Source organism: Enterobacter sp. E12 (genome assembly GCF_014596715.2).
GTDB classification, from domain to species: domain Bacteria; phylum Pseudomonadota; class Gammaproteobacteria; order Enterobacterales; family Enterobacteriaceae; genus Enterobacter; species Enterobacter bugandensis.
Genome location: NZ_CP115601.1, coordinates 2,953,851 through 2,979,084 on the forward strand (window position 1 = coordinate 2,953,851; position 25,234 = coordinate 2,979,084).

Here is a 25,234-nt window from a genome sequence, read left to right on the forward strand (position 1 = left end):
ATTCAAAAATTCTCTAAAACATCTTTGTCAGAAAATAGTGTCGATATCGTTTTTATAGGCATTCACGCCCTGCTGAATATCGCCTTTTACCTTCTGAATAATGGTGATGAGCTTTTTCGCGTAGGCCGGGTCGGTCGCGTAGCCGCCCGCCTGCAGCGCTTTCGCCCCCTGCTCTGCTGAATCTGACTGCACCACGCCGCGATAGCGCGGGTTTTTTGTCAGCAGCTTTGCGTAGTCCGAGAGCGCATGTTCATAGGAGTCGTAGACGCGGAACGCGGCTTTCACCTTCTGCTTCACGCCGTTGATATATTCAGTGGTGGTGATTTCGGTGGTTTTGCCGCGCCAGTCGCCCGTGGCCTTAATGCCGAACAGGTTGTGGCTCGGGCTGCCGTCAGCGGCGGGGATTTCCCGTTTCCCCCAGCCGGACTCCAGCGCCGCCTGAGCCAGAATCAGATGCGGATGCAACCCGCTCTGCTGCGCAGCCGCCTGGGCCGGGCGCAGCAGACGGGATATAAACGGATGCGCCCCTTCGACCGGTTTGGCAAATGACACCGGCGCAGGCAGACGCAGCGGGCCGGTGGCGGGCGCAGACGACAGCCCCGGGCGTAAAACATCGCGCCCCGGCGGGGTGACTACCGGGGCATCGCTTTCGCCCCCCAACTGGCGAACGATAAGATCGGCAAAGCCGAGCTGACCACTCCCAGCAATGTTTTGCGCGATCTGCTGATCGTGCATGGCGGTGTACATTTCCGAAGACTGGCTGCTCAGCAGATCGCTCTTGAAGCTGGCATCGCGCATGCTCTTCATCATCATTTGCACGAAAATACCCTCCATCTGCTTCGCCGCCGCCTTCAGCGCGCCGGGCGTCTGCCGCCCGGCCTCCCGTTTCAGCGTGTCCAGCGAGCGGACGTCAAAAGCGGGTTGATCGAACTTGTCGAAGGCGTTCATCAGTTCACCTCCAGCTTCGCCCGCAGACAGCCGGCGTTTTTCATCGCCTGCAGAACCGACATCAGCTCGTTTGGCGTCGCGCCCAGGCTGTTCAGGGCGCGGATCACCGCGTTCAGATCGGTACTGCTGCGCACGTGCTGCAGCGAGCCGCCGCTGTCGCGTACCGAGATATCCGTCTGCGGCACCACCACCGTCTCCCCGCCGCCAAACGGCGTATCCGGCTGGCTGATGATGTTGTTCTGCATCACTTCAACCGTCAGGGAGCCGTGCGCCACCGCGCAGGAATCGAGCGACACGTGGCGGTTCATCACCACCGAGCCGGTGCGCGAATTCACAATCACCTTCGCGTCCTGCACGTTCACCTTCACGGGGATGTCCTGAATGTTGGCGAGGAAACGCACGCGGGACGGGCCGTCCGGCGGCGCGAACAGACGCACGGTGCGGGCATCTTCCGGCAGCGCCGCCCCGCCGCTGTAGCGCTGGTTGATGGCGTCGCTGATCTGCTGCGCCAGCGAGAAATCGGTCTCGTTCAGCTGCAAACGCACGATGTTCTGGGTCGCGAAATCGTTCGGCACTTCACGCTCGACGGTTGCCCCACCGCTGATGCGCCCGCCGTTAAGCTGGTTCACCTGCACGCGGCTGCCGCCCGCCTGCGCGCCTGCGCCGGAGATCAAAATATTGCCCTGGGCGATGGCGTAGATCTGGTTATCCGCCCCTTTGAGCGGGGTCATCAGCAGCGTACCGCCGCGCAGGCTTTTGGCGTTACCGACCGAGGAGACCACAATGTCCAGCTTATCGCCGGGACGCGCAAAGGGAGGCAGCTCGGCGGTCACCATCACCGCCGCAATGTTTTTCAGCTGCATATTGGTGCCTGCGGGTACGGTGATCCCCAGCTGGGAGAGCATGTTATTCAGGCTCTGGCCGGTAAACGGCGCCTGCATGGTCTGGTCGCCCGTACCGTCAAGGCCGACAATCAGGCCGTAGCCCATCAGGGAGTTAGAACGCACGCCCTGCACCGTCGCCAGGTCGCGAATACGTTCCGCGTGTCCCACTTTAGGCACCGCCAGCGTCATGCCATACAGCAGGATGCTGAGAAAAAACAGGATAGATTCTTTTTTCATGGTCATATCAGAAAGGAGAAAGGTTGAGGAACAGGCGTTGCAGCCAGCCCATGTTCTGCGCTTCGTTGATGTAGCCGTTGCCGACGTACTCAATGCGCGCATCCGCCACCTGGGTGGAGGGCACGGTATTGCTGCCGCTGATGGTGCGCGGGTTCACCACGCCGGAGAAGCGGATGAATTCGGTGCCCTGGTTGATGGCGATCTGCTTCTCGCCCACCACGCTGAGGTTGCCGTTAGACAGCAGTTCTTTCACGGTCACGGTGATGGTGCCGGTAAAGGTGTTACGCGCCGCCGCGCCGCCTTTGCCTGCGAAGTCATTCGTGCCCTGGGCTTTGAAATCCGCCTTCCCGTCACCCAGCCAGCTATCGGCCCCCGTCGGCACGGCAAGCAATTCCATCCCGGCCGATCCATTACGGTTGGCACTGGCGGAGGAACTTTTGCTGGCGCTCACGTTCTCCTGCAGCAGGATAGTCAGCGTATCGCCCACGTTACGCGGGCGGCGGTCTTCGAACATCGGCTGGTAGCCGTAGTTCATTCCCTGCCCTGCCTGAAACAGTGAGCCGCCGGTCGCTGCCGGTGCCATCGGTAATGGTGTTGCCGTTGTCGGGCCTTCAACAAGGGGCTTTTGCATAATGTGCGCGCAGCCGCTAAGCAGCAGCGTGCTGGCCAGCAGCGCGGCTGCCGGAATGTGCATAGACAATATTTTCATTTCAGTGTCGATAAAAAGTCTGGCCGCGCGAGCGGCCAGAGAGAGGACATTACAGCTGGGAAAGGCGCTGCAGCATCTGATCGGATGCCGAGACCGCTTTGCTGTTGATTTCGTAGGCGCGCTGCACCTGAATCATGGTCACCAGCTCTTCCGCTACGTTGACGTTGGAGATCTCCACGTAGCTCTGCTTCAGCGTGCCCGCGCTCTCCATGCCGGGGTTCAGCTCGTTCGGCGCGCCGGAAGACTGGGTCTCTTTGTAGAGATTGCCGCCGATGCTTTCGAGCCCCGCGTTATTGACGAAGGTGGTCAGCGTCAGCTGCCCAATCTGCTGCTCTTCCGCCTGACTGGGCACCTTCACGCTGACGATACCGTCGCTGCCGATGTTCAGTTTGGTGGCATCCTGCGGTATCACGATGCCCGGCTGAATCGGATAGCCTTCGGCATTCACCAGCTGGCCGTCTGGGCTTTTGGCAAAGTGGCCGTCGCGGGTGTAGGCGGTGCTGCCGTCCGGCATCTGCACCTGGAAGAAACCTTCACCTTCGATAGCCACGTCGTACTCGTCGCCGGTCGGGTTCATACCGCCCTGCGTGTGTACCCGCTGGGTGGAGACCGGACGCACGCCGGTACCCAACTGCAGACCGCTCGGCAGGGTGTTCTGCTCGCTCGACTGGGCGCCTGGCTGGCGCATGTTCTGATAGAGCAGATCCTGAAACACGGCGCGCTGACGCTTAAAGCCGTTGGTGTTGACGTTCGCCAGGTTGTTGGAGATGACGTCCATATTGAGCTGCTGTGCTTCCAGCCCGGTTTTTGCGATCCATAAAGAACGAATCATGTTGTGGCTCCTTGCGCGAATTTAGCTCACGCTTAATAGCTGATTGGCCTTCTGGGCGTTCTCGTCGGCGGTGCGGATCACCTTCATGTTCATGTCAAAGCCGCGGGAGTTAGCGATCATCGCCGTCATGGCCTGCACCGGGCTGACGTTGCTGCCCTCGATGGCCTCCGGCGTCAGGCGCAGGGTTTCATCCTGAGCCAACATTACGCCGCTCGCCGGGCGGAACAGACCGTCATCGCCGTGAACCATGCTGTTCATCTCAGCGTTGACCAGCTTCAGGCGGCCAACGGGCACCAGCGCCGTCGGGTCATCGCCCATGCCAAGCGCCGACACGGTGCCGTCGCTGCCGATGGTGACGTGAGACTGCGGCGGCACTTCCAGCGGCCCGCCGTCGCCCATCAGCGGACGGCCGTTGACGCTCAGCGCCCCGTCCTGATCCACCTCGATGGCGCCGTTGCGGGTATAGCCTTCGCTGCCGTCGTCCATCGCCACGGCCAGCCAGCCGTCCTGTGGCAAGGCCACGTCCAGGCTGCGCCCGGTGTGGGTGATCGGCCCCATGGTGGTGTCGTGGAACGGCGTGGACTCTGCCACCAGCGCGCGGGTGCGCAGGGTTTCCCCTTCAATGGGCACCGAGCGGAAGGCCGCCAGCTGGGCGCGAAAGCCCGCGGTGGAGCTGTTCGCCAGATTGTTAGAGGTGACCGCCTGGCGGTTGAGCGCCGCATTAGCGGCACTCATGGCGGTATAGATAGCGCGATCCATCATTCAGCCTTAACGCAGGTTAACCAGCGTCTGCAGGACTTCAGACTGGGTTTTGATGGTTTGCGAGTTGGACTGGTAGTTACGCTGGTAGACGATCATGTTGACCATTTCGTTGCCCAGTTCCACGTTGGAGGACTCCAGCATGCCGCCGGTGATATCCCCGAAACTGCCGGTGCCCGAGGTCCCCAGGAACGGCTGGCCGGACTGCACGGTTTCCGCCCACAGGTTGTTGCCCTGCTGCTCCAGGCCACCCGCATTGGCGAAATCGGCCAGCACCACCTGCGCCACGGTCTGACGTTTGCCGTTGCTGTAGATGGCAATCACCTCGCCCGTGTCGCTGACCTGATAGCTGTTAAATTTACCCGGTGCCTGACCGTCAATCTCGCCGAGCATCACCTGGGTATCGCTGGCGTTTTGGGTAATATTCAGATCAAGTGTCAGATCCAGCGCCGCTGAGCCGTTGTAAGGCTCTCCTTTGATGTTTATTGTCTTCGGCGTGGTGAGTTTGCCGTCAGGCCCAAACGTAAGCGTCTGCTCACTCCACTCATCCGCACCCGTGCCAGGCGCGGTAGAGTCCTGGGCATGAACCTTCCACTCACCTTCTGCGGTATGCACGTAGTACACCTTGATAGCGTGCTTATTCCCCAGGCTGTCGGTGGCGGTCACTTCGCTGACGTAGTTGTAGGTATCAGGGTTGTCAGGATCGAAGCCCGGCGCCGGCGGAATGATTTTATCATCGGACTTCAGATTGCCGGTCACGTCGCCTTTGGTTGACGCCGCCGGAGGCATGTCGTCCTTCGGAATGCGAATCGGTCCGACCTGCGCGCCCGGGTTAATCACCCCATCCGTCGCCTGATAGCCGGTTAAAAACAGCCCGTTGGTTTTGTTGACGATAAAGCCGTTCTGGTCCTGCTCAAACTGGCCGTTGCGTCCGTAGAACACGCTGCCCGCCTGGTCGACCATGCGGAAAAAGCCACGACCGGTAATCCCCATATCCAGCGCGGAGGTGCCGTTCATTAGGCTGCCGTCGCCCATATTCTGGTTGACGCCCGCCACCTGCACACCCATACCGGTCGAACCGGCAAAAATATCGGCGAAGGAGACGGAGCCTGCTTTAAACCCGACCGTCTGGGAGTTGGCGATGTTGTTACCCACCACGTCCAGCGCTTTTGCTGCGGCACTCAGGCCGCTAAGACCTTGTGAAAAACCCATAATTAATTTCCAGAAAGTAATGACTATTTTTGAATGACAAAAACTTTACCCATGCCAATCGGATCGTTATTCAGCAGATGCAGAATCGGTCCGCTCGGGTCCATCGTGACGCCCTGAACCTGATCCTGAACCAGACCAAACACTTCCGGGTTTTCCCCCTCAGGATTGCTGGCTTCAAAGGAGAGGGTGTATTCCCTGTCGCGCGGCGGCCCCGGCTCCGGCTTGAAGTTTTCCAGGTCGTCGAGGTTGTAGGTATTCATGCCCTGCTTCACGTTCTTCAGCTCTGCGGTGTACGCCTTATCACCGTCGTGCAGGGTGACGGTTACCGTTTCGGCATCGCCTCCTAATACAAAGTGGAAGTCGTCCGAATTACCCGGCTGTTCCACGCCTTCCTGCATGATGCCGATCCCCGGCTCGCCAAAGGAGACCTTCGCCTCGCCTTCAATCAGCACGCTGCGCCCTACCCAGGAGGAGGCGCTCATGCTGCCAAGCTGGATCATCATCGCCTGCACGCCCGCGACGGAACTGTTGAGCTTCTCGACGCCCGCCGCCATGTTGAACTGCGCCAGCTGCGAGGTGAGCTGGTTGTTATCCATCGGATTGGTGGGATCCTGGTTTTTCATCTGCGCCACCAGCAGGTTCATAAACTGGTTTGACAGATCCGCCGCGCTGTTGCCGGTGCCGGTGCCACCCGCACCGCCGTTATTGTTGTTAATCGAAGAGACCGCCATATGCGTCCTTACTGACCAAGCGTTAATGTTTTCAGCATCAGGCTTTTGGCGGAATTCATCACTTCCACGTTGGCCTGGTAGCTGCGTGAGGCGGAAATGGTGTTCACCATCTCGTTGATGACGTTGACGTTGGGCATCCGCACGTAGCCCTGTTCATCAGCCAGCGGATTGCCCGGTTCATAAACCAGGCGGTCCGGCGCGCTGCTCTCGACTACGTCGCTAACCTGCACGCCGCCGATCTCCTGACCGACAGACGCGTCAACGGAAAAGACCACCTGACGCGCGCGGTAGGGTTGACCGTCCGGCCCCGCCACGCTGTCGGCGTTGGCCATGTTGCTGGCGCTGACGTTAAGGCGTCGGGACTGGGCCGCCATCGCCGAACCGGAAATATCAAATACGCTAAAGAGCGACATCGTTGATTACCCCTGACTGAGCACAGTCATCATTTTTTTAATATCCGCGCCAAGAAACGTCAGTCCCGACTGATATTTCACGGCGTTATCCGCAAAATTGACGCGCTCGCGATCCATATCCACGGTATTACCGTCGGCACTCGGCTGATCCGGTATGCGATACAGCACATTCGCATCGTCAAACGGCATCGCTTTACCTTCAATATGCTTCTGTGACGTTAATGCCAGTGATACGGGAGATTTCGCCATAGCGTTATTTTCCATGGCGGCTTTTAGCTGCTGAGTAAAATCAATATCGCGCGCCTTGTAGCCCGGCGTGTCGGCATTCGCAATATTTGAAGCCAATATATCCTGGCGGCGCGACAGCAAACCTAACGCCTGCTGTTGAAAGCGAAAGGCGTCATCAAGTTTATTCATGACAACAGCACTCCTGTCTTGCGTTAATTAAACTGCGATAGTGTAGTCAGCGCTGGTGAAATATCACACTGCGAAGACCCGACAGAAATAAGCCTATTTAGGGAAATAGAAATAATCCTAATAACGTTAACGCGACGATAGATTTAATTACCTTCAAAAGTGTCATTATTTGAAGCAATAAAACCCAGGTGCCTGCGTATATAATTTAGCCATCACAGATATGATTAAGGCAATACGATGAAGCTCCGAATAATCAGCACGGCGGTGGCCGCTTTGCTCTTTTCTGCATCCGCCGCAGCCAGCGTACCCTCTGACCAGACGGCAAAGCAGCGGCTGATGCTTAAACTGGATGCGCTGATCCCACAGCCTGAAGTCGGTAGCGACATCGTGCGCACCGTAACCCTGCTCGCCGCACCCGCGCAGCTGGCCGCCGTGTGCGATAACCCGGAGCTGAGCCTGGTGGGAAGCAACAGCCGTCTGACCGGCAAACGCACCGTGCTCGCGCAGTGCGGCGCGCGTCGCCATTTCCTGCCGGTTCGCATCAGCGCGCAGGGCACCTGGTGGGTGGCAAGCCAAAGCCTGCCCGGCGGGGCGATTGTCCAGCGCAGCGATATCGAGCCGGTTACCGGCAGTCTCGACCACCAGCCGGGGGGACTCATCTTTAACGCCGATGAGATTATTGGTCAGCGCCTGACCCGCGCCATCGACGCCGGTAAGCCGCTGTTAGAAAACCAGCTTCGCCAGCAGTGGCGTCTGCGCGCCGGACAGACGGTCGACCTGGTGACGACCGGTTCAGGCTTTCGTATTCGCAGCCAGGGCAAGGCGCTCAACAACGCCGCGGTGGATGACCTGCTCAAAGTCAAAACGGCAGGCGGGCGCACCGTGAGTGGAAAAGTGGGAGCTGACGGGCAGGTGATGATTATTTCACAACAATAAATTTTAGGTTTTCTGTGAATCACCGATGAAAACAATATTGAGTACAGAACATGTTTCCCTGAGAGGACCACCATGAGCATCAACAGCAGCCAGACCACCGCGCCGATTGCAAAAATCGCCCCAACTCAGGATCTGCGCGCCCGCACGCAGCCTCAGGAGAGTGACACTGCGGCAAAACGTTCGGACAAGCGCGACAACACCAACGTCACCCTGAGTGAAATGACCAAAAAGATCCAGACCGACGACAGCCGCGACGTGGACTACGCGCGCGTCTCCGAGCTTCGCGCCGCGCTGTCGGCAGGTACCCTGCGCATCGAGCCTGAGAAAATTGCTCAGGCGATGGTGCAGGACATGTTTCAGTTTTAACCGTAAGCAGGACCCCTATGGACAAGCTTTACCCGATACTCGCGCAGATGAAAACGTCTCTGGATGAGCTGGAGGCGATCATGATTGAAGAGGTCAATCAGCTCAACCGCACGCAGATCAACCCGGTGTCGCTGCAGGTATTGGCGGATAACAAAAACCAGCTGCTGTCGACCATTCAGTATTACGACGATATGCGCCGTCAGCAGGAGCAAAGCTGCGGCGCGGAAGCCCCCTACCCGGGGCTCGGCAAGCTGTTTGCCAGCTGGCAGCAGGTGCATGAGAAGGTGCGCAGCACAAAGTCGCTGAATCAAAAGGTGGAATCGCTGCTGCAAAGCCATATGAAGAAAAATCAGCATATCCGCAAGGCCATCGACCACGTGGGCCACGCTAGCACGCTCTATGGACCCGCGGGCGAATCCAGCCAGCTGCCCGCGGCCCGCAAGTACAACATCAGTATCTGATCGATCCTGTCTGCGTTGTCCTCTTTTGCCCGCCTCCGGTGGGCTTTTTTTTGCCCGGCGGCGCTTCGCTTGCGCGGGCCTACGGGCTGACAATCCCCTCTCCCTTACGGGGAGAGGGTTAGGGTGAGAGGTAAATTAAACAGCGGTGTAAGATTTTGCCACGCTGCTGGTTTTGCGCATGGCGGAGAGTTCGGTGCTGATGGTGGCCAGGCGTCCATTAATGGCGCGCGTTAAGAGGGCATCGTTCTCAAGCAGGGTCGCCAGCCGGGCGCTGACCGACGGTTTAGTGTGCTGTGCCAGCTGGGTTAAATCGATATCACACAGCGTTCTCATTCCCATGGCGTAAGCCACGGACTCGTCAAGAAACACATCCCACTCGCCCGCATCGGCCTGCTGCCGCAGCTTCGCATTGCTGATGAGCAACTCATCAATCAGCGCCATCACGTCGTTATCCATGTTTCACCTGCTTGTGCTGCGGGGCGATGGCCTGCCAGGTTTCCTGCATCCCCGTCATCAGGGCAATAAGGTGCGGCAGCTTTTCACCGGATTTGTTGAGATTCGCCTCCAGCAGCGTACGGGAAATATACTCGTACAGGCTCTCCAGCTCTTCGGCAATTTTCCCGCCCTTCTCGTGATCCAGCCCGGCGCGCAGGCCGTTGTCGATAATATTGATGGCGCGGGAGATCATCTCGCCGCGACGAGCAATATTGCCCGACTGGAAATAAATCTCTGCCCGCTTCATGGCGTTAATCGCCCCGTCATAGAGCAGGACGATAAGCTGATGCGGCGTCGCGCCAGCGATCTGGCTGTCGAGAGAGACAGCGGTGTAGGCACTTTTGCCCGTTTTGGTGTACATCGTCAAATCCTGCCGGGCAGCACGCTGCCCGGGATAGTAATGATTAAACCAGCCCCGCCAGCGACTGCTGTAGACGGGTACTCATGTTGTTCATATCGCTCATGGCCTTATCCAGGCGCTGATACTCTTTCTCCCTGCGCAGCATGGTCTCTTCAATGCGTCGTTCAATGGCCGTGATCTGCTTGCCGATGCGCTTTTCCTGATCGCGCAGGGAGTCCAGCGCGGTTTCGATCACGCCTTCTTTCTTCTCAATCGACTCTTTGTCACCAAGATAGGTATTAAAAATCCCTTCCATCCGGTCCTTAATTCCCTCTTTACCACCTTTACCGAGGAACAGCGCTTCAACCTCTTTCGGGTTGTCCTTCAGGGCGGCATCAAGTTTTTTGCTGTCGATGGTCAGGGTGCCGAGCGTACCGGTACGATCATCGCCGGTTTTACCGTCGAACGTGACGGTAATCCCTATTTTACCCAGCGTCTGAATGACATCCCCAACCTCGGGATAGCTGCCCGTCACGGTGGCTTTCAGCTCGCTGGTCAGTCGACGTAAAGACCCGTCACTGAACAACGCACCATTGGTCGGGTCGGATGTGGGGACCTCATCTTTTGCTAATTTGTCGCGATCGGGAGCGGTATATTTGGTCGCGCCAGCCACGGTGTTGAGGTAGTTGTTGTAATTTTTGACAAACTCCTCAATCAACGTTTTCACCTTTGAGGTGTCTTCGGTGATGGTCAGGGATTCGGTTTTGTAGTTTTCCGGATTGTTAGGGTCGGCCGGGTCAGCAGGAGGGTCCTTCATATCCGATACTTCCCGCAGTTCAAGCGTCACACCGGTGATCAAATCCTTTATGGTGTTAGCGCTGCGGGTGACAAGGTTACCGTTGAGAAATATTTCCGCATTTTGCGCTTCTGTTTCAGGTTTTGCGGCAGCATCTGCCAGCTTAGCTTCCAGCGCCGTATTGCCTGTCACTTTGATATCCATTTCCCCGGCTTCACCGGTTTTTTTCGAGGTCAGCACCAGTTTGTGCTTCCCGCCCCCAATGGTTATCACTTCCGCTACGACATCGCCCTTCTGTTCATTGATCTTTTTGGCTATTTGCTCGAGAGAAGTTTCGTCTCTCTTGAGATCCAGCTCCATCGGTTTTTCACCCTCTTTCAGGGTGATGGTGACCTTCGCGGCACTGTCACCAATTTTTTGATCTCGCGTATCGTTCACTACTGCCAACTGATGGGCTTGCGCCAGCTGTTTAACAGCGATGGAATAGCTATTGGGAATCGCCCCTTCGCCCGCTGTGGCCTTAAAGGTTTTGTTGTCACTCACGCTGACGCCGTTAAATCCCTCATCTTCCAGCTTGCCGAGATTGTCCTTCATCGTGCTCAGCGCGCTGGAAATAGAGCCCCATGCAGAAATCTGCCCTTTATAGGTGGTTTGCTTCTGCAGATAAGGATTGAGTTTTTTCGTAATACCTTTGCGCTCATCTGCCAGCCACTGATCAAACGGCAGCCCGGACCCCACGCCTAAAAAATTCGTTCCAGCCATAATAATGTTCCTCCAGAAATGAAATAGTTCACACTCTTTTCATCGGATAATAGAGAAGGAAGTTTAATTTTTCACAGGGGGCACAACAATATGGAAGAAGGGTAAAGACAGTTTCGTGCGCTTATTACGTCATTACCCTTCGCCATTTAAATAATAGACGCCAAACCTGTCGCCATTTTTCGCCATCAATAAAAAAAGCAAAAAAATAATTCAGTCTTTTTTATTCCCCCCGATGAAAGAAGTATGCGCATCAACGAACGCATATCACTCACAGTCATTATTACTTAGAAGGATACAACAATGGCACAGGTCATTAATACCAACGCATTGAGCCTGATGGCTCAGAACAACCTGAACAAATCTCAGTCTGCCCTGGGCACCGCTATTCAGCGTCTCTCTTCCGGTATGCGTATCAACAGCGCGAAGGACGATGCAGCGGGTCTGGCCATCTCCAACCGCTTCACCTCTTCAATCCGCGGTATGACCCAGGCGGCACGTAACGCCAACGACGGTATCTCCCTGGCGCAGACCACTGAAGGCGCGCTGGAAGAAGTGACCGAAAACATGCAGCGTATCCGCGAGCTGACCGTGCAGGCGAAAAACGGCACCAACTCTGAAGATGACCGCAAATCCATCATGAAAGAGATCGGTTCCCGTCTGGAAGAAATTCAGCGCGTTGCCGACGTGACCAACTTCAACGGTGTGAAAGTGTTCGACGGTTCTAAGGATAAAATCACCATTCAGATCGGCGATAAAGATGGCGACACTATTGATATCAATCTGAACGAATTGAACCTCAAAGAACTGGGTCTGGAAAACTTCGGTAGCGACTTTGCTAAAATTACGGCGACGATAGACGATCCACAATTTAGCGGGAAAGGCGTTGTAGGTGCTAATGGTCAAAAATATGATACCCCCGTAGGCGAATACACTCTGACCACCACCGATATTACTGCTGTCCTGGCTAAATCAACTGTACCTGGTGCTGACAAATTACATACCTTTAAAGAGGATGATGGCACTGTACGCTTCTTTGCGGTTAACTCCACAACCCAGGAAGCACAAGAAATGAATATCAAATTTAAAGATAATGCTGGTAACGTTGAAATTGATGGTGATGCAACACCTGGTGCTGCACTTTCCAAGCTGGATGCCGATGTTCTGATTAACGGCCTGAGCACATTCACTCCAGTCGCGGTTAAAAACGACGATATTCTGAACGATAATACTGGTGCAGCAACCGCATTTAAACTTTCAGATAAATTAGACGAAATTTCCGCGGCTGCATTCGCTGGTGCTGATGCCGCAACCTCTGGTATTCAGGTATTCTCTGGCGGCACGCCAAACAGTTACTATGCGGTCGACAATAATGGTGAAGTTAAGTCGTTCACCCTTGATGCTGCAGGGGCTGTGACTATTGGTGCCGACCCCGCTCCACGTGATGCCTACGCTTTCGCTAAAGCCGCTTCAGGCGCGGCTGGCGCAGATACTCTGATCGATCAGTTGGATAAAGCCATCACCAAAGTTGCCGATTTCCGTGCCGACCTGGGTGCCGTTCAGAACCGTTTCAGCTCCATCATTGCGAACCTGAATACCAACATCATCAACACCACCGAAGCGCGCTCCCGTATTCAGGATGCAGACTTCTCCGTGGAAGTGTCTGCTATGAGCCGCGCGAACATCCTCCAGCAGGCTGGCGTGTCCGTACTGGCCCAGGCGAACCAGGTTCCGCAGAACGTGCTGTCCCTGCTGCGTTAATCTGCTTGACCGCCTCAAACACTAACGCGCATGTCCTCCATGCGCGGTTGCCCTCCCTGGTGGAGGGCTTTTTTGTTTATGCATCATCTTCTTGCCTGGCGGCGCTCCGCTTGCACAGGCCTACAGGAAGCAACGTAAATGTAGGCCGGTCAGGCGAAGCCGCCACCCGACTTTATTTTTAAGCGTGCAGGTAAGGTTCCTTCACAAAATCGGCTAACAGATGCACCATGTCATGCAGTAATCCGGTCAATGCCTTATTCACACTCTGCGGCAGAGTATTACCCAGAATAGCCTGTGCCAGCGCTTGCGCATAACTAACCGGTGTGGCCGTATCCTGCCAGCTATCCGGCATGCATGACGGCGCAGCGTCCCCTGCAATGAGCTGTTCAATCAAATGCGGTGGCAGATCATCGTCGCAACAATGCTCCAGCTCATCCAGAGCGTGTAGCAAGCGCCCGCAGAGCGCGTTGCGTTCGCGTATAGTGTCGACCTCAACCAACGCGCTCGCGAATGCCGCACAGATATCGGCCACATCAAAAAGGTTGGCAGAGGCCGGAAGCGGTAAGGCAATGAGCTGTTCGATAAAGTTAACGTGGGATGATTCAGAGAGTGTGGAAAGAATAGTCATATGAAAGTCTCCTTGTATATTCATACAACCACCACCGGAGTTCTCACGCTCAAAGGTGGTGGCGCTGACGGAGGTGAGAATCGACATACAAGGGAGCCGACCAACCTAACGGTTGCTCCGCCAGCGCCGCCATGATTGTAACGACGTGTGCGCATGTACGATACAAAAATGTATCGCCTTGTATTTTCAGGTTCTCACGCCCGGTTGCGGACGTTTCCGCAACACGGGCACTTTACGAAGTGATGAAAACAAAAAAAAGGGTAAACCCCGAATTACATAAGGTTACTTCCAGGATTACGAGGCGCCTTCCAGATTTGTGCCGGGTGGCGGCTTCGCCGTACCCGGCCTACATGTGCGTTGCTTCCTGTAGGCTCGTGCAAACGAAGCGCCGCCGGGCAAGACCGACAGCGCGCACCGCATCACACCCTAAACCGGTTCACCACGCTTTCCAGCTCCGCGGCCTGCTCCTCCATCGCCTTCGCCGCCGTCGACACGTCCGCCACCAGCGCGGCATTCTGCTGAGTGGCGCTTTCAAGCTGACATACCGCCACGTTCACCTGCTCAATACCGACGCTCTGCTCACGGCTGGCGGTTTTGACCTCTTCCATCAGCATGGAGACCTCATTAACCGACGTCACCAGCGCGTTCATGATTTCCCCGACCTCCTGCACCAGACGGCTGCCGTCCTGCACGCCGATCACCGCGTCGTTAATCAGCTCGCGGATCTCCTTCGCCGAGCTGGAGGATCGCAGGGCCAGGCTTCGCACCTCTGCCGCCACCACGGCAAAACCGCGCCCCTGCTCGCCCGCTCGTGCCGCTTCAACCGCCGCATTCAACGCCAGAATGTTGGTCTGATACGCGATACCGTCGATCACCCCGACGATGTCGGTCACGCGCAGGGATGACGATTCAATATGACTCATCTTTTCCACCGCAGCATTCATCAGCGTCGCGCCCTGCTGCGCCACGGCGGCCGCCTGCGTGGCCAGCCTGTCGGCATCCGCCGCGTTGTCGGCGTTGTTGCCCACAATACCGGCAATCTGCTCCATCGACGCCGCCGTTTGCGTCAGAGAGGCGGACTGCTCTTCGGTGCGTGACGAGAGCGACACGTTGCCCTCTGCAATCTGATGAGAGGCTGCCGCAATCGTGCGCGTACTCGCTCCAACCTGCTGTATCAACCCCTGCAGATAGCGCATAAACGTATTCACGTTGTCGGCGATAGCGTTCAGCTCGCGCGTACGGCTCTGCGGCAGGCGCAGGGTCAGATCGGCCCCGCCCGCGGACAGCGCGGCCAGACGGTCGCTCACGGTCTGGAGGTTACGCATCATAAAGTGCACGGTCAGAATCAAAACCACTCCCAACAGCAGCAGCAGCGGGATCTGCACCATTCCCAAACGCAGCAGAATGCTGTGGGTCTGCTGGTTCAGCAAGCTACTTTGGGTATCAGTTGCCACAAACCACGGACTGCCGGCAATCGGAGAGAGGAAGATGGTATGTTCGCCATCGTCAGCCTCATAGGTGCGTTCGATGTAGCCACCGCTGCCCTGCGATAGCATCTCCTGCAGAATGGCGATTTCATCTCCGGGCAGGTCGATAATATTTTTCAGCTGCGGCGTGGTGTCGCTGGCGCGGCTGTAGCCGATAATTTTACCGTTGGCCTCGACAATCAGCACGCCGCCCTGCAGCGGCTCGGCGATCTTGCGCGCAAGCTCATTGAAGAAGCCCAGCGTTACGTCCAGCGTCGCCACGCCCCACAGCTGACCGTCACGCCAGATCGGCATCGCACAGTTGGTTCACGGCTGCGGGCTGGCGGCGTCCATATAGGCGTCGGCCCACGCACATTGCCCTTTTGCAGCACGCATCCCAGCCTTAAACCACGGCTGCTGCCAGTAAGCAGCCGCATCCGGCTGATTCCACGTACCGTTCAGCTGCAGCTGGTTCTGCTTGTCTCTGGCATAAAACGTGCTGTTTTTCTCCACGCCCGGCTCACGCTTCCCCGGCAGCGGCCACACGCCGCCGCCAAACAGGGTGCTGTCACCGTTCTGGTTCACCAGGGCAGGAAGCAGACGGTCGATTTGCGCGCTCTCGAGCTGCGCGACGGTTTCCGTCAATACGCGCTGCTGCGCCTGTACCCGCGACATCAGCTGCGTCACGGCGGCGGTGTGCTCGTTAATTTGATAGTGCACGCGCCGGTGCTCATCTTTCAGCAGCGCGGGCGCAATGAAGTGCATAACAACCCAGAGGGTAATGAGGGTCAGTAAAATAAAGAAAGCAGAGACCAGCATAATGGCCCTGCTTTGAAGGGAGGAAAACATAATATGAAATACTCGTAGATTATCCGCTCGTGCGGTGAATTAAGGTGTTCGCCACCGTGTAAACCTCTTCAATCAGCACGCTGTTATTTTGCGTCACCGAAGGTGCCCCGCTTTGCGCCTGCATCATCGCATCGTCAATCAGGGCCCGGAGTTCTTTCGACGAACGCGCGCAGCGGCTCGCCAGGTTGCGCGACTCCACGGCAAACACGCTCTCATCGTTATGAAGGGAATAGCTGTAGGCGCGACTGGCCAGCTGCACCAGCGTGCCGCTGCTGTCGGCAATGTGCAGCGCGGCGTCGTGTAGCGCGTTCATTGCCCGGATCGCGCCCGTGGCGCTTTCGCTCAACACGGCCAGCATATTGGCGTTCGCTTCGGGTACCCGCAGCAGACGTTCATTCTCCTCGGCAATCGTGCTGGCTGCCCTGGCAATCGCGCTCGCCTGCTCGCCAATCTCCTGCATCAGCGGCGGCAAATGCGCGCCCTGCTCGGTTTTCAGCTGCGACGGCAGCTCTTCGTTGAGGCGGGATAGATGCTGGTTCAGGCTGCGAAGCAGGGTCAACGTAGAGACCAGCAGCAAGGCCGCCAGCGGCCACGGCTTATGCAACATAATGCCCGGCCGCTCGCCCATTCGCCGGGTGGGCACGTCGATGGCAAGCAGCCACGGCCTGTCGGGAATGGGCATCACCATCAGCGTATGCTCGCCGCTGGCGCTGCGAAAATGGGTATGACGCAACCCGCCATCCGACTGGGCCACCAGCGCACGCAACGGCACCGCCATCGGCAGGTTAATATCGTTGAGGGACTGTACCGTCGGCGCACCGGCGGCATCGCCGATGATGCGCCCGGTGTCGTCCACAATCCAGGCGCGACCGCCAAGACGTTCGCCCGTCTCTTTGACCAGTGCATTGAGAAATTGACGGCTGCTGCCCGTCTCTTCGGCACTATCCGTCTCGCCCGGCGCGCTTTTGTCCAGCGCGAAGCTTTTAAGGGTGACCACGCTTTCGGTCATTGAACGCTGCTGCGCTTCAACACGATCGAGCTGCTCGCGCAGCTGGGTCGCCAGGACATCAACCTGCGTGCGCAGGCGCTGCCCCTCCGTGCGAATAAACCACGGCATGACGCCAGCCTGCACCAGAATCACCAGGGTAATGAAAATAACGACCAGTATGACAATAAAAACCATAACATCAGCGCCTGTTCTTTTAACGGCAGCACAATGCTGCCTCTGCAGGGCTATTTTATTATGCAGGAATCAGGAAATATGCTCTTCAAACCGTTGATAACCGCGCACTTATGTTAACCCTCAACAAAAACAATTTTGCGGACCTTCTGCCAGCGTTTGACCAGCCAGCCGTCGAGGCTGCAAAGGGTGCCGCCCCAGGTCAACGGGAACAGGCAGAGCACCACATAGAGCGTCTCGGGCAGATAAAACAGCCAGCTCAGCCATGAAATCAAATTCAGCCCGCGCGGAATGGTGTAAATCCCAATCGTGATCAGCGCCACGCTGCTGATGACCATTAATATCAGCGCGCTAACGCGGCTGAACAACCCCAGCGTCAACAGCAGACCCATACTGCATTCCAGGAACGCCACCACTACCGCCATAACAACCGGGAAAGGGATCCCCGCATCGTGCAGGGTATCCACCATCAGCAGCTGGTTCTCAGGAACAAATAATTTATTAAACCCGGCAGAAAAGAAAAATACACCTGTCACCAGACGACAGATAAATACGGGAAACATGGCCGGCATATCGGACGTATGCATAAAACGCTTAAGAGAGAACATCGGTCATCCTTGTTAAGAAAATGAATACTGTTTAATAAATTCAATAACCTGCCTTTTACTCAGTATAAATTCGCAGACCTCGTGCGCAACCGCCGCCCCGCCATTTCCGGCACAATTAATAATTTTGTACAGATTAAAAAATGTTTAATCAAAAGTGATAACAGCGTCTCATTATCAACGCTGCTGACGCCGCGCACGCGCAGTTAAATTGGTAACCAATTGGTTTTAATGTGATTAAAACGCAATCACTCATAACGTTATTTTTGGTGTGGTTAAAACACCGCAATTAATAACCTTAAAGGTGTTAAGGCTGCTTTTACATAATGGTTGCAAAAAGATGAAGTAAGACATAAAAAACATGTCGCTCTGGCTCCCGGCTAGCAATAACGTGCATTCATTACTATTAATTACATTAGCCAGAAGCGATACCCAATACACCAGAAGAATCAAATAACTATGCTAAACAATATCGCGATTGGATCGTTAGTGTCGCTGGATTTGCAGATCCGTACGCTTGCCCGAACGGATACGCAAGAGACCGTCACGCTTCCCCAAAGTGCATGTCTGTGCCTTGCCGCGCTGGTGGAGGCTCATGGGGAAGTGCTTTCCCAGGAACAGCTGATGGAGATCGGCTGGCGCAGCGCCGGGGTGGAGGTCACCGACAACAGCGTGCGGGTGATGATCACCAAATTACGCCGCGCGTTCGCTCAGCTAAACCTGCAGGAAGCCATCACGCTCATCGCCGTGACGCGCAGCGGCTATCGTCTGCTGGTGCGGGAGAGCGGCAGCGTAGTGGCTCCTGCAACGCCGGCACCAGACCTCCCGCATCAGGAAGCCCCCGTACAGGCCGTTGCGCCAGAGGTGCCTCCGACGGTCGAACCCGCCCCGCCGCCCGCCCGCAGCACGCTCATGCAAAAGATCTGCGCCACGCTCAGCGGCGTGCTCGTTGGGCTGGTGATTGCGCTACTCCTGCGCGGAATTTTTGATTTTAGCCCGCAGCCGGTGCACTTTGTGCGCTGGAATGGCCCCGGCGTGCCGCCCGGTACCGAGGTGATGGTTCAGCAGGACAAACAGTCGCAGACCGCGCTGATTGAATCCACGCTGCAGACCTATACCCGCCATGTGCTGGCGCGCCGTACCGACGAGAAGCCCGCAGCCGTACTGTATGTGACCACGGGCTCGGAAAAGATGAGTAAATTCCAGGGGCTTATTGCCTGCCAACAACCCTTTAAGGATTCAGGGAATGACTGCGAATCGTTCTATTTTCGCCATTATTAAATCGCCGCTCGCCCTGCTGTTTCTTGGCGGGGTCATTATCGGAACCGGCGCCATGGCGCTGTACGGGTTTTATACCTCGCCCTATAAGGCGGTCTGTATTGCGCCGACCTCGTATTACATTATTGAGGACGATAACAACGCGACGCTGGCGCGCGGTATCTACCGGTCTTACCGTGACGGCCTGTTCAACGGACATACCACCTATATCGGCAGCATCAGTCACTTCAAAGACGGCAAGCGCGACGGGCTGCCGAAAGCCGTAAACCGCGAAGTGCGCTACGACATTGATATGTCGGGCAAGCGGCTCCATCTGACCGTCACCAGCCAGCATCGCAAGCTCGGCGGCCAGAGCTCGGATGAAGACGTGACCGATTATATCTTCCCGCAAATCAAACCGGGTGAAGAGGCGACCAGCACTGTCTACCTGCTGGACGACAAAGTCCTCGCCTCCGGCACGGAGACCGTCGCCCGTATCGCCTGCATGAATTGAGGGTCAGACCAGCGCCTGAATCAGGCCATCAAGGGTGTCAAACCCGAGGGCCATCAGGCGCTCAAAGAACGGTGCCAGCGTTTCGGCAATCAGGAAAAGCGCCAGCATGCCGAAGGTCAGCGTCAACGGGAAGCCAATCACAAAGATAGAGAGCTGCGGCGTCAGGCGGTTTAACAGCCCGAGGATGAAGTTAATGCACAGCAGCAGCGCAATCACGGGTAGCCCCAACATCAGCCCCTGACTAAAGATCATCCCCGCGTGGGTCACCAGATACATAAACCCGCCCGCGTGCAGCGGCGTGGCGTCGACCGGCAGCGTCTGGAAGGTTTCCGCCAGCAGCGCCAGCAGCCAGAGATGGCCGTTAAAGGCGAGGAACAGCAGCGTCACCAGCAGGTTGAGAAAACGTGAGATCACCGGGCTGTTGCCAGCGCCTGGGTCGAAAAAGGTGGCGAACGAAAGTCCCATCTGCATGCCGATGATTTCGCCGGACATGCGCACGGCGGCAAACAGCAGCTGCAGCGTCAGCCCCATCGCCGCGCCGATAATCACCTGTTTCGCCATCACCCAGACCCCTTCCCAGGAGTAGAGGCCAATCTGCGCATCAGGCAGCGTGCCGCCAATCAGGATCGCAATCAACAGCGCCAGGCCCGCGCGCAGACGGGCGCTGACCGCCTTCTCGCCGAAAATCGGCGCAACGTGCAGCAGCGCGGCAATGCGCACCATGATGAAAAAAGTGTGACTGACCAGCCCGTAGAGCTGGTCGAGAGGAAGTCCGAAGGCCATCAGCCAATCACGAAAGGAATGCTGGCGAACACCGCGCGGGTGTATTCAATAAAAATCTTCATCATCCACGGCCCCAGCGCCACCGCCACGCCAACGATGATCAGGATCTTCGGGATGAAGGTCATGGTCATTTCATTGACCTGGGTGGCGGCCTGCAAAATACTGATGATAAGACCGGTGACCAGCGCGGCCACCAGCAGCGGGGCTGACACCATTAGTCCCACCTTGATCGCCTGCATGCCAATCACCATTACGCTTTCCGGGGTCATGGGTCTCTCCTAACTGTAAAAGCTCTGGGCCAGCGATCCCACCAGCAGCTGCCAGCCGTCGACCAGCACAAACAGCATCAGCTTAAACGGCAGCGCAATGGTGGTGGGCGGCACCATCATCATCCCCAGCGCCATCAGAATGCTGGCGACTACCAGATCGATAATCAGGAACGGAATAAAGATGGTAAAGCCTATCTGGAAGGCGGTTTTCAGCTCGCTGGTGATAAACGCCGGTATCAGAATGCTGAGCGGCACCTCTTCCGGCGAGGCGATATCCGGGGTTTTGGCGATACGGGCAAACATCGCCAGATCGCTTTCGCGGGTCTGGTCGAGCATAAAGGCACGCAGCGGTTTCACCCCTTCCGTGAGGGCCACTTCCATGGTGATCTTGTTTTCCTGCAGCGGCTGCCAGGCTTTTTCATAGATCTGGCTGAACACCGGTGACATGACGAAAAAGGTCAAAAACAGCGACAGCCCCACCAGCACCTGATTTGGCGGCGCGGTGGGCGTGCCGAGGGCATTACGCATCAGCCCCAGCACAATGATGATGCGGGTAAAGCCGGTCATCATCAGCAGTACGGCAGGAATAAAGGTAAACCCGCTCAGCAGCAGCAGGGTTTGCACCGGCAGCGTCCAGCCCTCTTCCCCCGCCGGTTTACCGAGGGTGATATCACCGTTGGCCGCCAGCGCACCGGCGGCAGGCAACATCAGGACGAGCGCCAGCAGCAGGCGGCGGTTCACTGCTCACCTCCCGAACGGTATTTCTGGCGCAACTTTTCCAGCATCTGCGGGAAGGTCGCAGGCGCAGAGGTTTGCGGGGCGTGCTCCGGGCGCGCCTGCGTCGCAAGGCAGGTAATCTGCGAAGCGGTGACGCCCAGCACCAGCCGCTGCTCGCCCACGTCCACCAGCACCAGGCGCTCGCGCGGCCCCAGCGACTGGGTCGCCACCAGGGTCATGTTGCCCTGGGCATCGTTGAGCCGACGCGACAGCCCGCTGCGGCGGGCAGCCCAGGCCATCGCCACCATCAGCAGGATAATCAGGGCCAGCGCGCCGGTGACAGTCATCAGCACCGAGCCGGTCGCCGGGAGGGAGTCAGTGGCGTTCATTAGCGGCTCAGGCGGTGCATACGTTCAGACGGCGTGATGATATCCGTGATGCGGATGCCGAACTTATCGGAAACGACCACCACTTCACCCTGCGCAATCAGATAACCGTTGATCAGGATATCCAGCGGTTCCCCCGCCAGCCCGTCCAGCGACACCACCGAGCCCTGGCTCAGGCGCAGCAGCTCTTTGATGGTCATTTTGGTACGCCCCAGCTCCACGGTCATTTTTACCGGGATATCGAGGATCAGGTTCATCTCGTCAGAAAATTGCGGTGCAGCCATGGTGTCGGTAATTCCCGCCGCGTGCTGTTCGCTCATTGCATCACCCCAGAGATTATCAATGGACTGATCGTCAGAACCCGATGAGGTGTTCATATCGCTCATGGGGAAATTACTCCTTGTTTAATGATAGTAATGAAGGCTGAATCATCTGCTCCACCTTCAGGGCATATTGATTGTTAACTGCGCCGTAGCGGGCCGTGAAGACCGGTACGCCACCCACGCTGGCTTCGATAAACTCCTGCTTATCGAGCGCGATAATGTCGCCTTTCTTCATTTGCATCACGCGGGAGAGGCGGGTTCCGACATCCGCAAAGCGTGCCGTCAGCTCCAGCTCCGTTTCCCGCATCTGGCTCGCCAGCAGGCCACGCCACTGGGTATCTTCCTGCCGGGAGTTGTCCATCGGCGGATTACTTAGCAGCTCGCGCAGCGGTTCAATGGTGCTGAAGGGAATACAGATGTTGAATTCCCCGCGGTGCGAGCCGATCTCCACCGAAAACGGCGTGGTGACCACCACATCGTTGGGCGAGGAGGTGATGTTGGTGAACTTCACCTGGATTTCCGAACGGATGTACTCCGTTTTGATTTTATAGATTGAACTCCAGGCAAATTCGTACGCCTCGCGCGCCATCGACAGCATGCGATGGATCACGCGCTGTTCGGTTGGCGTAAATTCACGCCCGTCGGCCTTGGTCGGGAAACGACCGTCGCCGCCGAACAGGTTGTCTACGGCCATAAACACCAGCCCCGGCGAGAAGGCCATCAGCGAGGTGCCGCGCAGCGGGTTAAGGTGCAGCAGGTTCAGGTTTGTCGGCACCGGCAGGTTGCGGGCAAACTCGTGATACGGCTGGATCTTAATATTTCCCGCCGTAATATCCGGGCTACGGCGCAGCAGGTTAAACAGCCCCATACGGAACTGACGGGCAAAACGTTCGTTAATAATTTCCAGCGAATGCAGACGTTCACGAATAACCCGGCGTTGCGTATGCGGGTCGTAGGGTTTTATCCCTGCGTCTGTACGGCTGTTATTGAGATCGCTACTGCTCTCAGCATCGGCGTTCAGTAAACGGTCGATCTCATCCTGTGATAAAAAGCTGTCAGCCATAATTATTACCGCAGAATAAATTCGTTAATAAGGACGTCAGTGACGCGAATGGACTGGTTAAACGCCAGCGGTTTATCCAGCTCGCTCTTAATGTTGGTAATCAGGCGGCGTTTCCCCTCGTCAGTGGCTAAATCTTCATAGGTCTGGTGGGTGAGCAACATAAATAAACGGCTGCGGTATTCCGGCAAATATTTTTCCAGTACGGCAAGTGATTGCTGCTCTGCCACCCGAATAGATAAACCCAGGTACAATACCCGATCGGATTCATTCGCCGTCGGTTTCAGGCTCACGGTAAAGGTATTCATCGAGGCGTAAAGCGGCTCGACTTGCTCGGGCGCAGGCGCTGTTTTCACTTCCCCTTCCACCACCACGTCTGCCGGTTTGGCGAATTTCATTTCCCAGAACAGGTAGCCGGAAAACCCGCACGCCGCAACGGCAGTCAAAAACATGAACGTCATCAGAAGCGAGCGAGACCCTCCGCCGCTGGCGACCTTTTTATTTTTATCACTCATTGAACGTACACCTGATAAATAAGAGAAGGCAGCGTACTACCCTCGTGTCAATATGGCGGACATTGTAGTCCATTTAATCATCCTGATAATCAGGCGATAAAATTTCATTCCTGAAGCTAATTCGCCACTTCAGGCAAAGGTATTAATTCCGTATATATTTCCCGGCGTGGTGGTTAATAATGTCGGGACGCTGTCGTCATCGTCCGGCTGCCCTTCGCCCTCCAGCTGAGCCTGCTGCTCGCCCGGCGTATTGTTGCGCTGCTCACCTGCCGCAGCGTACTGTTGTCCCTCGGCGCTGACGTTCGCCTGACCGAGTTGAATCCCCGATTCCGCCATCGCGGCGCGCAGCTGCGGCATGGCCTGCTCCATAGCGTGGCGAATGTGAGAATGCTCGCTGACGATATGAATGTGCGCCTGATCCTGCTGAACGCGCAGGGAAATTTGCAGTGAACCTAGCTCCTCAGGGTGTAGGCGGATCTCGGCGCTGTGCAGGCCGTTGCGGCTAAAGATAGCGATATGCTGGCTTACCGACTGCTTCCACTCCGGCGTTTCCGGCGGGTGATTCACGGTAACCACCCGCTGCGGAGCAGGGGCAACGCTGGTGCGTACGGCGGCAGGTAGCGCCACGGCACTGACCGGCGCGGTTGATGACATCTCTGGCGTGGCGACCGTTTCGCTCGCGACCGGCGCAGACTGCGCCGTCAGAGGCGTCGTCGTCATCGCGGGTGATTTCTCCGTCACGCTAAGGGGGAGTAACGTTTTACCGCCCGGCGCGTCAGGCTTCTCGCCCACCGCAGGCTTGCCAGGTTCTGGCTTCGCCGCTGTCTCCGCGCCCGTCACGCTGCGGGTAATCAGCTGCTGTAGCTGCCACTGCGGGTTTTCTTCCCCTTCGACTTCTGTGATGGTCACACCCGTCAGCGCCTCCGCCAGCCCCGGCGGGGCCATCAGCAGCGTGTCTGCGATCTCCTCATCATTCCCCACCGTCACCTCCGTGAGCTGTTCCGGCAGCATAGCGGCGGGCAGCATCGCCTCCGGCAGCGGCTGCGGCTCCAGACCGGTAAACAGCTGCGCCAGCTTGCCCTCCAGTGCCGGGCCAAAATCCTCGTCAGACAGCAACCCGGCTTTCGGTTTGCCCTGCGCCCCGCCGCCCAGTAACAGGGCAGCAATATCAATGTTCATAGCCTTTCTCTCTTTTGTCCGGCACGCTGCGCGAATTCATCCATCAGCTTTTGTTCATGTCGGCTCTGAACCAGCGCCTGCGCCGTCGCCCGGCGTTCAATCAGCGTTTCAAACGCGTTCAGACGCTGCTTGTTCTGCACCCAGTTCTGTTTCACCTTGTCGACTGCCTGCTCGCAGGCGCTGACGTGCCCTTCCTGCTGCTTCACCACCTGCTTCAACGACAAAATAAACGACTGATGATTAACCAGATCCGCCACCGACATGCCGTTGCCCATCATTCCCTGACGCAGGGACTGCTGATACTCCTGCTCGTAGTGCTGCAGCTGGTCATGCTGGGCGACGGCCTGCTGAAGCTGCTGCTGCGCGCCGCCCAGCGCGCGGGTGGTCTTTGTCAGCGCCTCCTCTGCCATGTCACGCAGGAGGGTCATTGGGTTGTTTACCTTCATT

Annotated in this window: 30 protein-coding genes and 1 pseudogene; 6 read left to right on the plus strand and 25 right to left on the minus strand. The window is 57.0% G+C overall.

Translation table 11 applies throughout. The features are described 5' to 3' along the window. Nucleotides 1-27 precede the first annotated feature (27 nt). From flgJ to flgB, 9 genes are all read right to left on the minus strand, one after another. On the minus strand, nucleotides 28-948 hold the full coding sequence (gene flgJ, locus IB212_RS14110) for a flagellar assembly peptidoglycan hydrolase FlgJ (protein WP_041909306.1): 921 nt from the start codon (nucleotides 946-948) through the stop codon (nucleotides 28-30). Further along, entirely contained in the window at nucleotides 948-2,075 is a 1,128-nt protein-coding gene (locus IB212_RS14115; RefSeq protein ID WP_041909304.1) for a flagellar basal body P-ring protein FlgI, read from the minus strand. Before IB212_RS14115 ends, flgJ begins: the two co-directional genes overlap by 1 nt. Nucleotide 2,076: 1 nt before the next feature. Further along, entirely contained in the window at nucleotides 2,077-2,763 is a 687-nt protein-coding gene (locus IB212_RS14120; RefSeq protein ID WP_041909302.1) for a flagellar basal body L-ring protein FlgH, read from the minus strand. 64 nt (nucleotides 2,764-2,827) lie between these two features. Continuing rightward, on the minus strand, nucleotides 2,828-3,610 hold the full coding sequence (gene flgG, locus IB212_RS14125) for a flagellar basal-body rod protein FlgG (protein ID WP_041909299.1): 783 nt from the start codon (nucleotides 3,608-3,610) through the stop codon (nucleotides 2,828-2,830). Nucleotides 3,611-3,631: 21 nt separating this feature from the next. Continuing rightward, nucleotides 3,632-4,369: a flagellar basal body rod protein FlgF gene (locus IB212_RS14130; RefSeq protein WP_041909298.1), complete on the minus strand. Its 738-nt coding sequence runs from the start codon at nucleotides 4,367-4,369 to the stop codon at nucleotides 3,632-3,634. A gap of 9 nt (nucleotides 4,370-4,378) precedes the next feature. After that, on the minus strand, nucleotides 4,379-5,581 hold the full coding sequence (gene flgE, locus IB212_RS14135) for a flagellar hook protein FlgE (RefSeq protein ID WP_041909296.1): 1,203 nt from the start codon (nucleotides 5,579-5,581) through the stop codon (nucleotides 4,379-4,381). Between the two features lie 23 nt (nucleotides 5,582-5,604). Beyond that, a complete protein-coding gene (locus tag IB212_RS14140) occupies nucleotides 5,605-6,312 on the minus strand; it encodes a flagellar hook assembly protein FlgD (RefSeq protein ID WP_041909293.1) in 708 nt (235 codons plus the stop codon). Between the two features lie 8 nt (nucleotides 6,313-6,320). Further along, a complete protein-coding gene (gene flgC, locus IB212_RS14145; protein ID WP_041909291.1) occupies nucleotides 6,321-6,725 on the minus strand; it encodes a flagellar basal body rod protein FlgC in 405 nt (134 codons plus the stop codon). A gap of 6 nt (nucleotides 6,726-6,731) precedes the next feature. Next, the gene (gene flgB, locus IB212_RS14150) at nucleotides 6,732-7,142 is read right to left on the minus strand and encodes a flagellar basal body rod protein FlgB (protein WP_041909289.1); all 411 of its coding nucleotides are present in this window, start codon (nucleotides 7,140-7,142) and stop codon (nucleotides 6,732-6,734) included. 237 nt (nucleotides 7,143-7,379) lie between these two features. Here flgB and flgA point away from each other — a divergent pair, with 237 nt between their 5' ends. From flgA to IB212_RS14165, 3 genes are all read left to right on the plus strand, one after another. Further along, nucleotides 7,380-8,078 carry a flagellar basal body P-ring formation chaperone FlgA gene (gene flgA, locus IB212_RS14155; RefSeq protein WP_041909287.1) on the plus strand — a complete coding sequence of 233 codons (699 nt, stop codon included), beginning with the start codon at nucleotides 7,380-7,382 and terminating at the stop codon, nucleotides 8,076-8,078. A 72-nt stretch (nucleotides 8,079-8,150) separates the two neighbouring features. Then, entirely contained in the window at nucleotides 8,151-8,444 is a 294-nt protein-coding gene (gene flgM / locus IB212_RS14160) for a flagellar biosynthesis anti-sigma factor FlgM (protein ID WP_041909285.1), read from the plus strand. Between the two features lie 17 nt (nucleotides 8,445-8,461). Continuing rightward, nucleotides 8,462-8,905 (plus strand): flagella synthesis protein FlgN, encoded by a 444-nt coding sequence (locus IB212_RS14165; RefSeq protein WP_041909283.1) that lies wholly within the window; start codon nucleotides 8,462-8,464, stop codon nucleotides 8,903-8,905. Nucleotides 8,906-9,040: 135 nt separating this feature from the next. Here the strand turns inward: IB212_RS14165 and fliT are convergent, their stop codons facing one another. Genes fliT through fliD form a run of 3 tightly spaced genes read right to left on the minus strand, consistent with a single transcriptional unit; the run spans nucleotide 9,041 to nucleotide 11,298 of the window. After that, complete coding sequence (gene fliT / locus IB212_RS14170; protein WP_041909281.1) at nucleotides 9,041-9,361, minus strand: flagellar protein FliT; 321 nt, start codon at nucleotides 9,359-9,361, stop codon at nucleotides 9,041-9,043. Further along, entirely contained in the window at nucleotides 9,354-9,761 is a 408-nt protein-coding gene (gene fliS, locus IB212_RS14175) for a flagellar export chaperone FliS (RefSeq protein WP_041909279.1), read from the minus strand. The genes fliT and fliS overlap by 8 nt, the downstream gene beginning before the upstream one ends. A gap of 43 nt (nucleotides 9,762-9,804) precedes the next feature. Then, nucleotides 9,805-11,298, minus strand: coding sequence for a flagellar filament capping protein FliD (gene fliD, locus IB212_RS14180; RefSeq protein ID WP_041909277.1), 1,494 nt, complete (start codon nucleotides 11,296-11,298; stop codon nucleotides 9,805-9,807). A 300-nt stretch (nucleotides 11,299-11,598) separates the two neighbouring features. Here fliD and IB212_RS14185 point away from each other — a divergent pair, with 300 nt between their 5' ends. After that, nucleotides 11,599-13,056, plus strand: coding sequence for a flagellin (locus tag IB212_RS14185; RefSeq protein WP_041909275.1), 1,458 nt, complete (start codon nucleotides 11,599-11,601; stop codon nucleotides 13,054-13,056). Nucleotides 13,057-13,234: 178 nt separating this feature from the next. Here IB212_RS14185 and IB212_RS14190 read toward each other — a convergent pair whose 3' ends face one another. From IB212_RS14190 to IB212_RS14205, 4 genes and pseudogenes are all read right to left on the minus strand, one after another. Then, nucleotides 13,235-13,684, minus strand: coding sequence for a hypothetical protein (locus tag IB212_RS14190; RefSeq protein WP_041909273.1), 450 nt, complete (start codon nucleotides 13,682-13,684; stop codon nucleotides 13,235-13,237). Between the two features lie 419 nt (nucleotides 13,685-14,103). Beyond that, nucleotides 14,104-15,999 (minus strand): annotated as a pseudogene (locus IB212_RS14195) (methyl-accepting chemotaxis protein). 19 nt (nucleotides 16,000-16,018) lie between these two features. Beyond that, nucleotides 16,019-17,182, minus strand: coding sequence for a methyl-accepting chemotaxis protein (locus IB212_RS14200; RefSeq protein WP_041909270.1), 1,164 nt, complete (start codon nucleotides 17,180-17,182; stop codon nucleotides 16,019-16,021). Nucleotides 17,183-17,295: 113 nt separating this feature from the next. After that, a complete protein-coding gene (locus tag IB212_RS14205; protein WP_041909269.1) occupies nucleotides 17,296-17,787 on the minus strand; it encodes a DoxX family protein in 492 nt (163 codons plus the stop codon). Nucleotides 17,788-18,243: 456 nt separating this feature from the next. Between IB212_RS14205 and IB212_RS14210 the strand changes: the two genes are divergently transcribed. Both IB212_RS14210 and IB212_RS14215 read left to right on the plus strand, forming a co-directional pair. After that, nucleotides 18,244-19,065: a winged helix-turn-helix domain-containing protein gene (locus IB212_RS14210; RefSeq protein ID WP_041909267.1), complete on the plus strand. Its 822-nt coding sequence runs from the start codon at nucleotides 18,244-18,246 to the stop codon at nucleotides 19,063-19,065. Further along, on the plus strand, nucleotides 19,031-19,555 hold the full coding sequence (locus tag IB212_RS14215; protein ID WP_041909265.1) for a hypothetical protein: 525 nt from the start codon (nucleotides 19,031-19,033) through the stop codon (nucleotides 19,553-19,555). Before IB212_RS14210 ends, IB212_RS14215 begins: the two co-directional genes overlap by 35 nt. Before the next feature lie 3 nt (nucleotides 19,556-19,558). Here IB212_RS14215 and fliR read toward each other — a convergent pair whose 3' ends face one another. From fliR to fliJ, 9 genes are all read right to left on the minus strand, one after another. After that, nucleotides 19,559-20,338 (minus strand): flagellar biosynthetic protein FliR, encoded by a 780-nt coding sequence (gene fliR, locus IB212_RS14220; RefSeq protein ID WP_041909263.1) that lies wholly within the window; start codon nucleotides 20,336-20,338, stop codon nucleotides 19,559-19,561. Then, complete coding sequence (fliQ, locus tag IB212_RS14225) at nucleotides 20,338-20,607, minus strand: flagellar biosynthesis protein FliQ (protein ID WP_041909262.1); 270 nt, start codon at nucleotides 20,605-20,607, stop codon at nucleotides 20,338-20,340. The genes fliR and fliQ overlap by 1 nt, the downstream gene beginning before the upstream one ends. 9 nt (nucleotides 20,608-20,616) lie before the next feature. Then, nucleotides 20,617-21,315 carry a flagellar type III secretion system pore protein FliP gene (fliP, locus tag IB212_RS14230; protein ID WP_047363020.1) on the minus strand — a complete coding sequence of 233 codons (699 nt, stop codon included), beginning with the start codon at nucleotides 21,313-21,315 and terminating at the stop codon, nucleotides 20,617-20,619. Between the two features lie 29 nt (nucleotides 21,316-21,344). Then, nucleotides 21,345-21,713, minus strand: a complete 369-nt coding sequence (gene fliO, locus IB212_RS14235; protein ID WP_041909258.1) for a flagellar biosynthetic protein FliO — start codon at nucleotides 21,711-21,713, stop codon at nucleotides 21,345-21,347. Continuing rightward, complete coding sequence (fliN, locus tag IB212_RS14240; RefSeq protein ID WP_041909256.1) at nucleotides 21,713-22,096, minus strand: flagellar motor switch protein FliN; 384 nt, start codon at nucleotides 22,094-22,096, stop codon at nucleotides 21,713-21,715. Before fliN ends, fliO begins: the two co-directional genes overlap by 1 nt. Before the next feature lie 7 nt (nucleotides 22,097-22,103). Continuing rightward, nucleotides 22,104-23,096: a flagellar motor switch protein FliM gene (fliM, locus tag IB212_RS14245; protein WP_041909255.1), complete on the minus strand. Its 993-nt coding sequence runs from the start codon at nucleotides 23,094-23,096 to the stop codon at nucleotides 22,104-22,106. A 5-nt stretch (nucleotides 23,097-23,101) separates the two neighbouring features. After that, complete coding sequence (locus tag IB212_RS14250; RefSeq protein WP_041909253.1) at nucleotides 23,102-23,608, minus strand: flagellar basal body-associated FliL family protein; 507 nt, start codon at nucleotides 23,606-23,608, stop codon at nucleotides 23,102-23,104. Between the two features lie 129 nt (nucleotides 23,609-23,737). Further along, entirely contained in the window at nucleotides 23,738-24,787 is a 1,050-nt protein-coding gene (locus IB212_RS14255) for a flagellar hook-length control protein FliK (RefSeq protein ID WP_041909251.1), read from the minus strand. After that, nucleotides 24,784-25,233, minus strand: a complete 450-nt coding sequence (gene fliJ, locus IB212_RS14260; RefSeq protein WP_041909249.1) for a flagellar export protein FliJ — start codon at nucleotides 25,231-25,233, stop codon at nucleotides 24,784-24,786. Before fliJ ends, IB212_RS14255 begins: the two co-directional genes overlap by 4 nt. Between the last annotated feature and the right edge of the window lies 1 nt (nucleotide 25,234).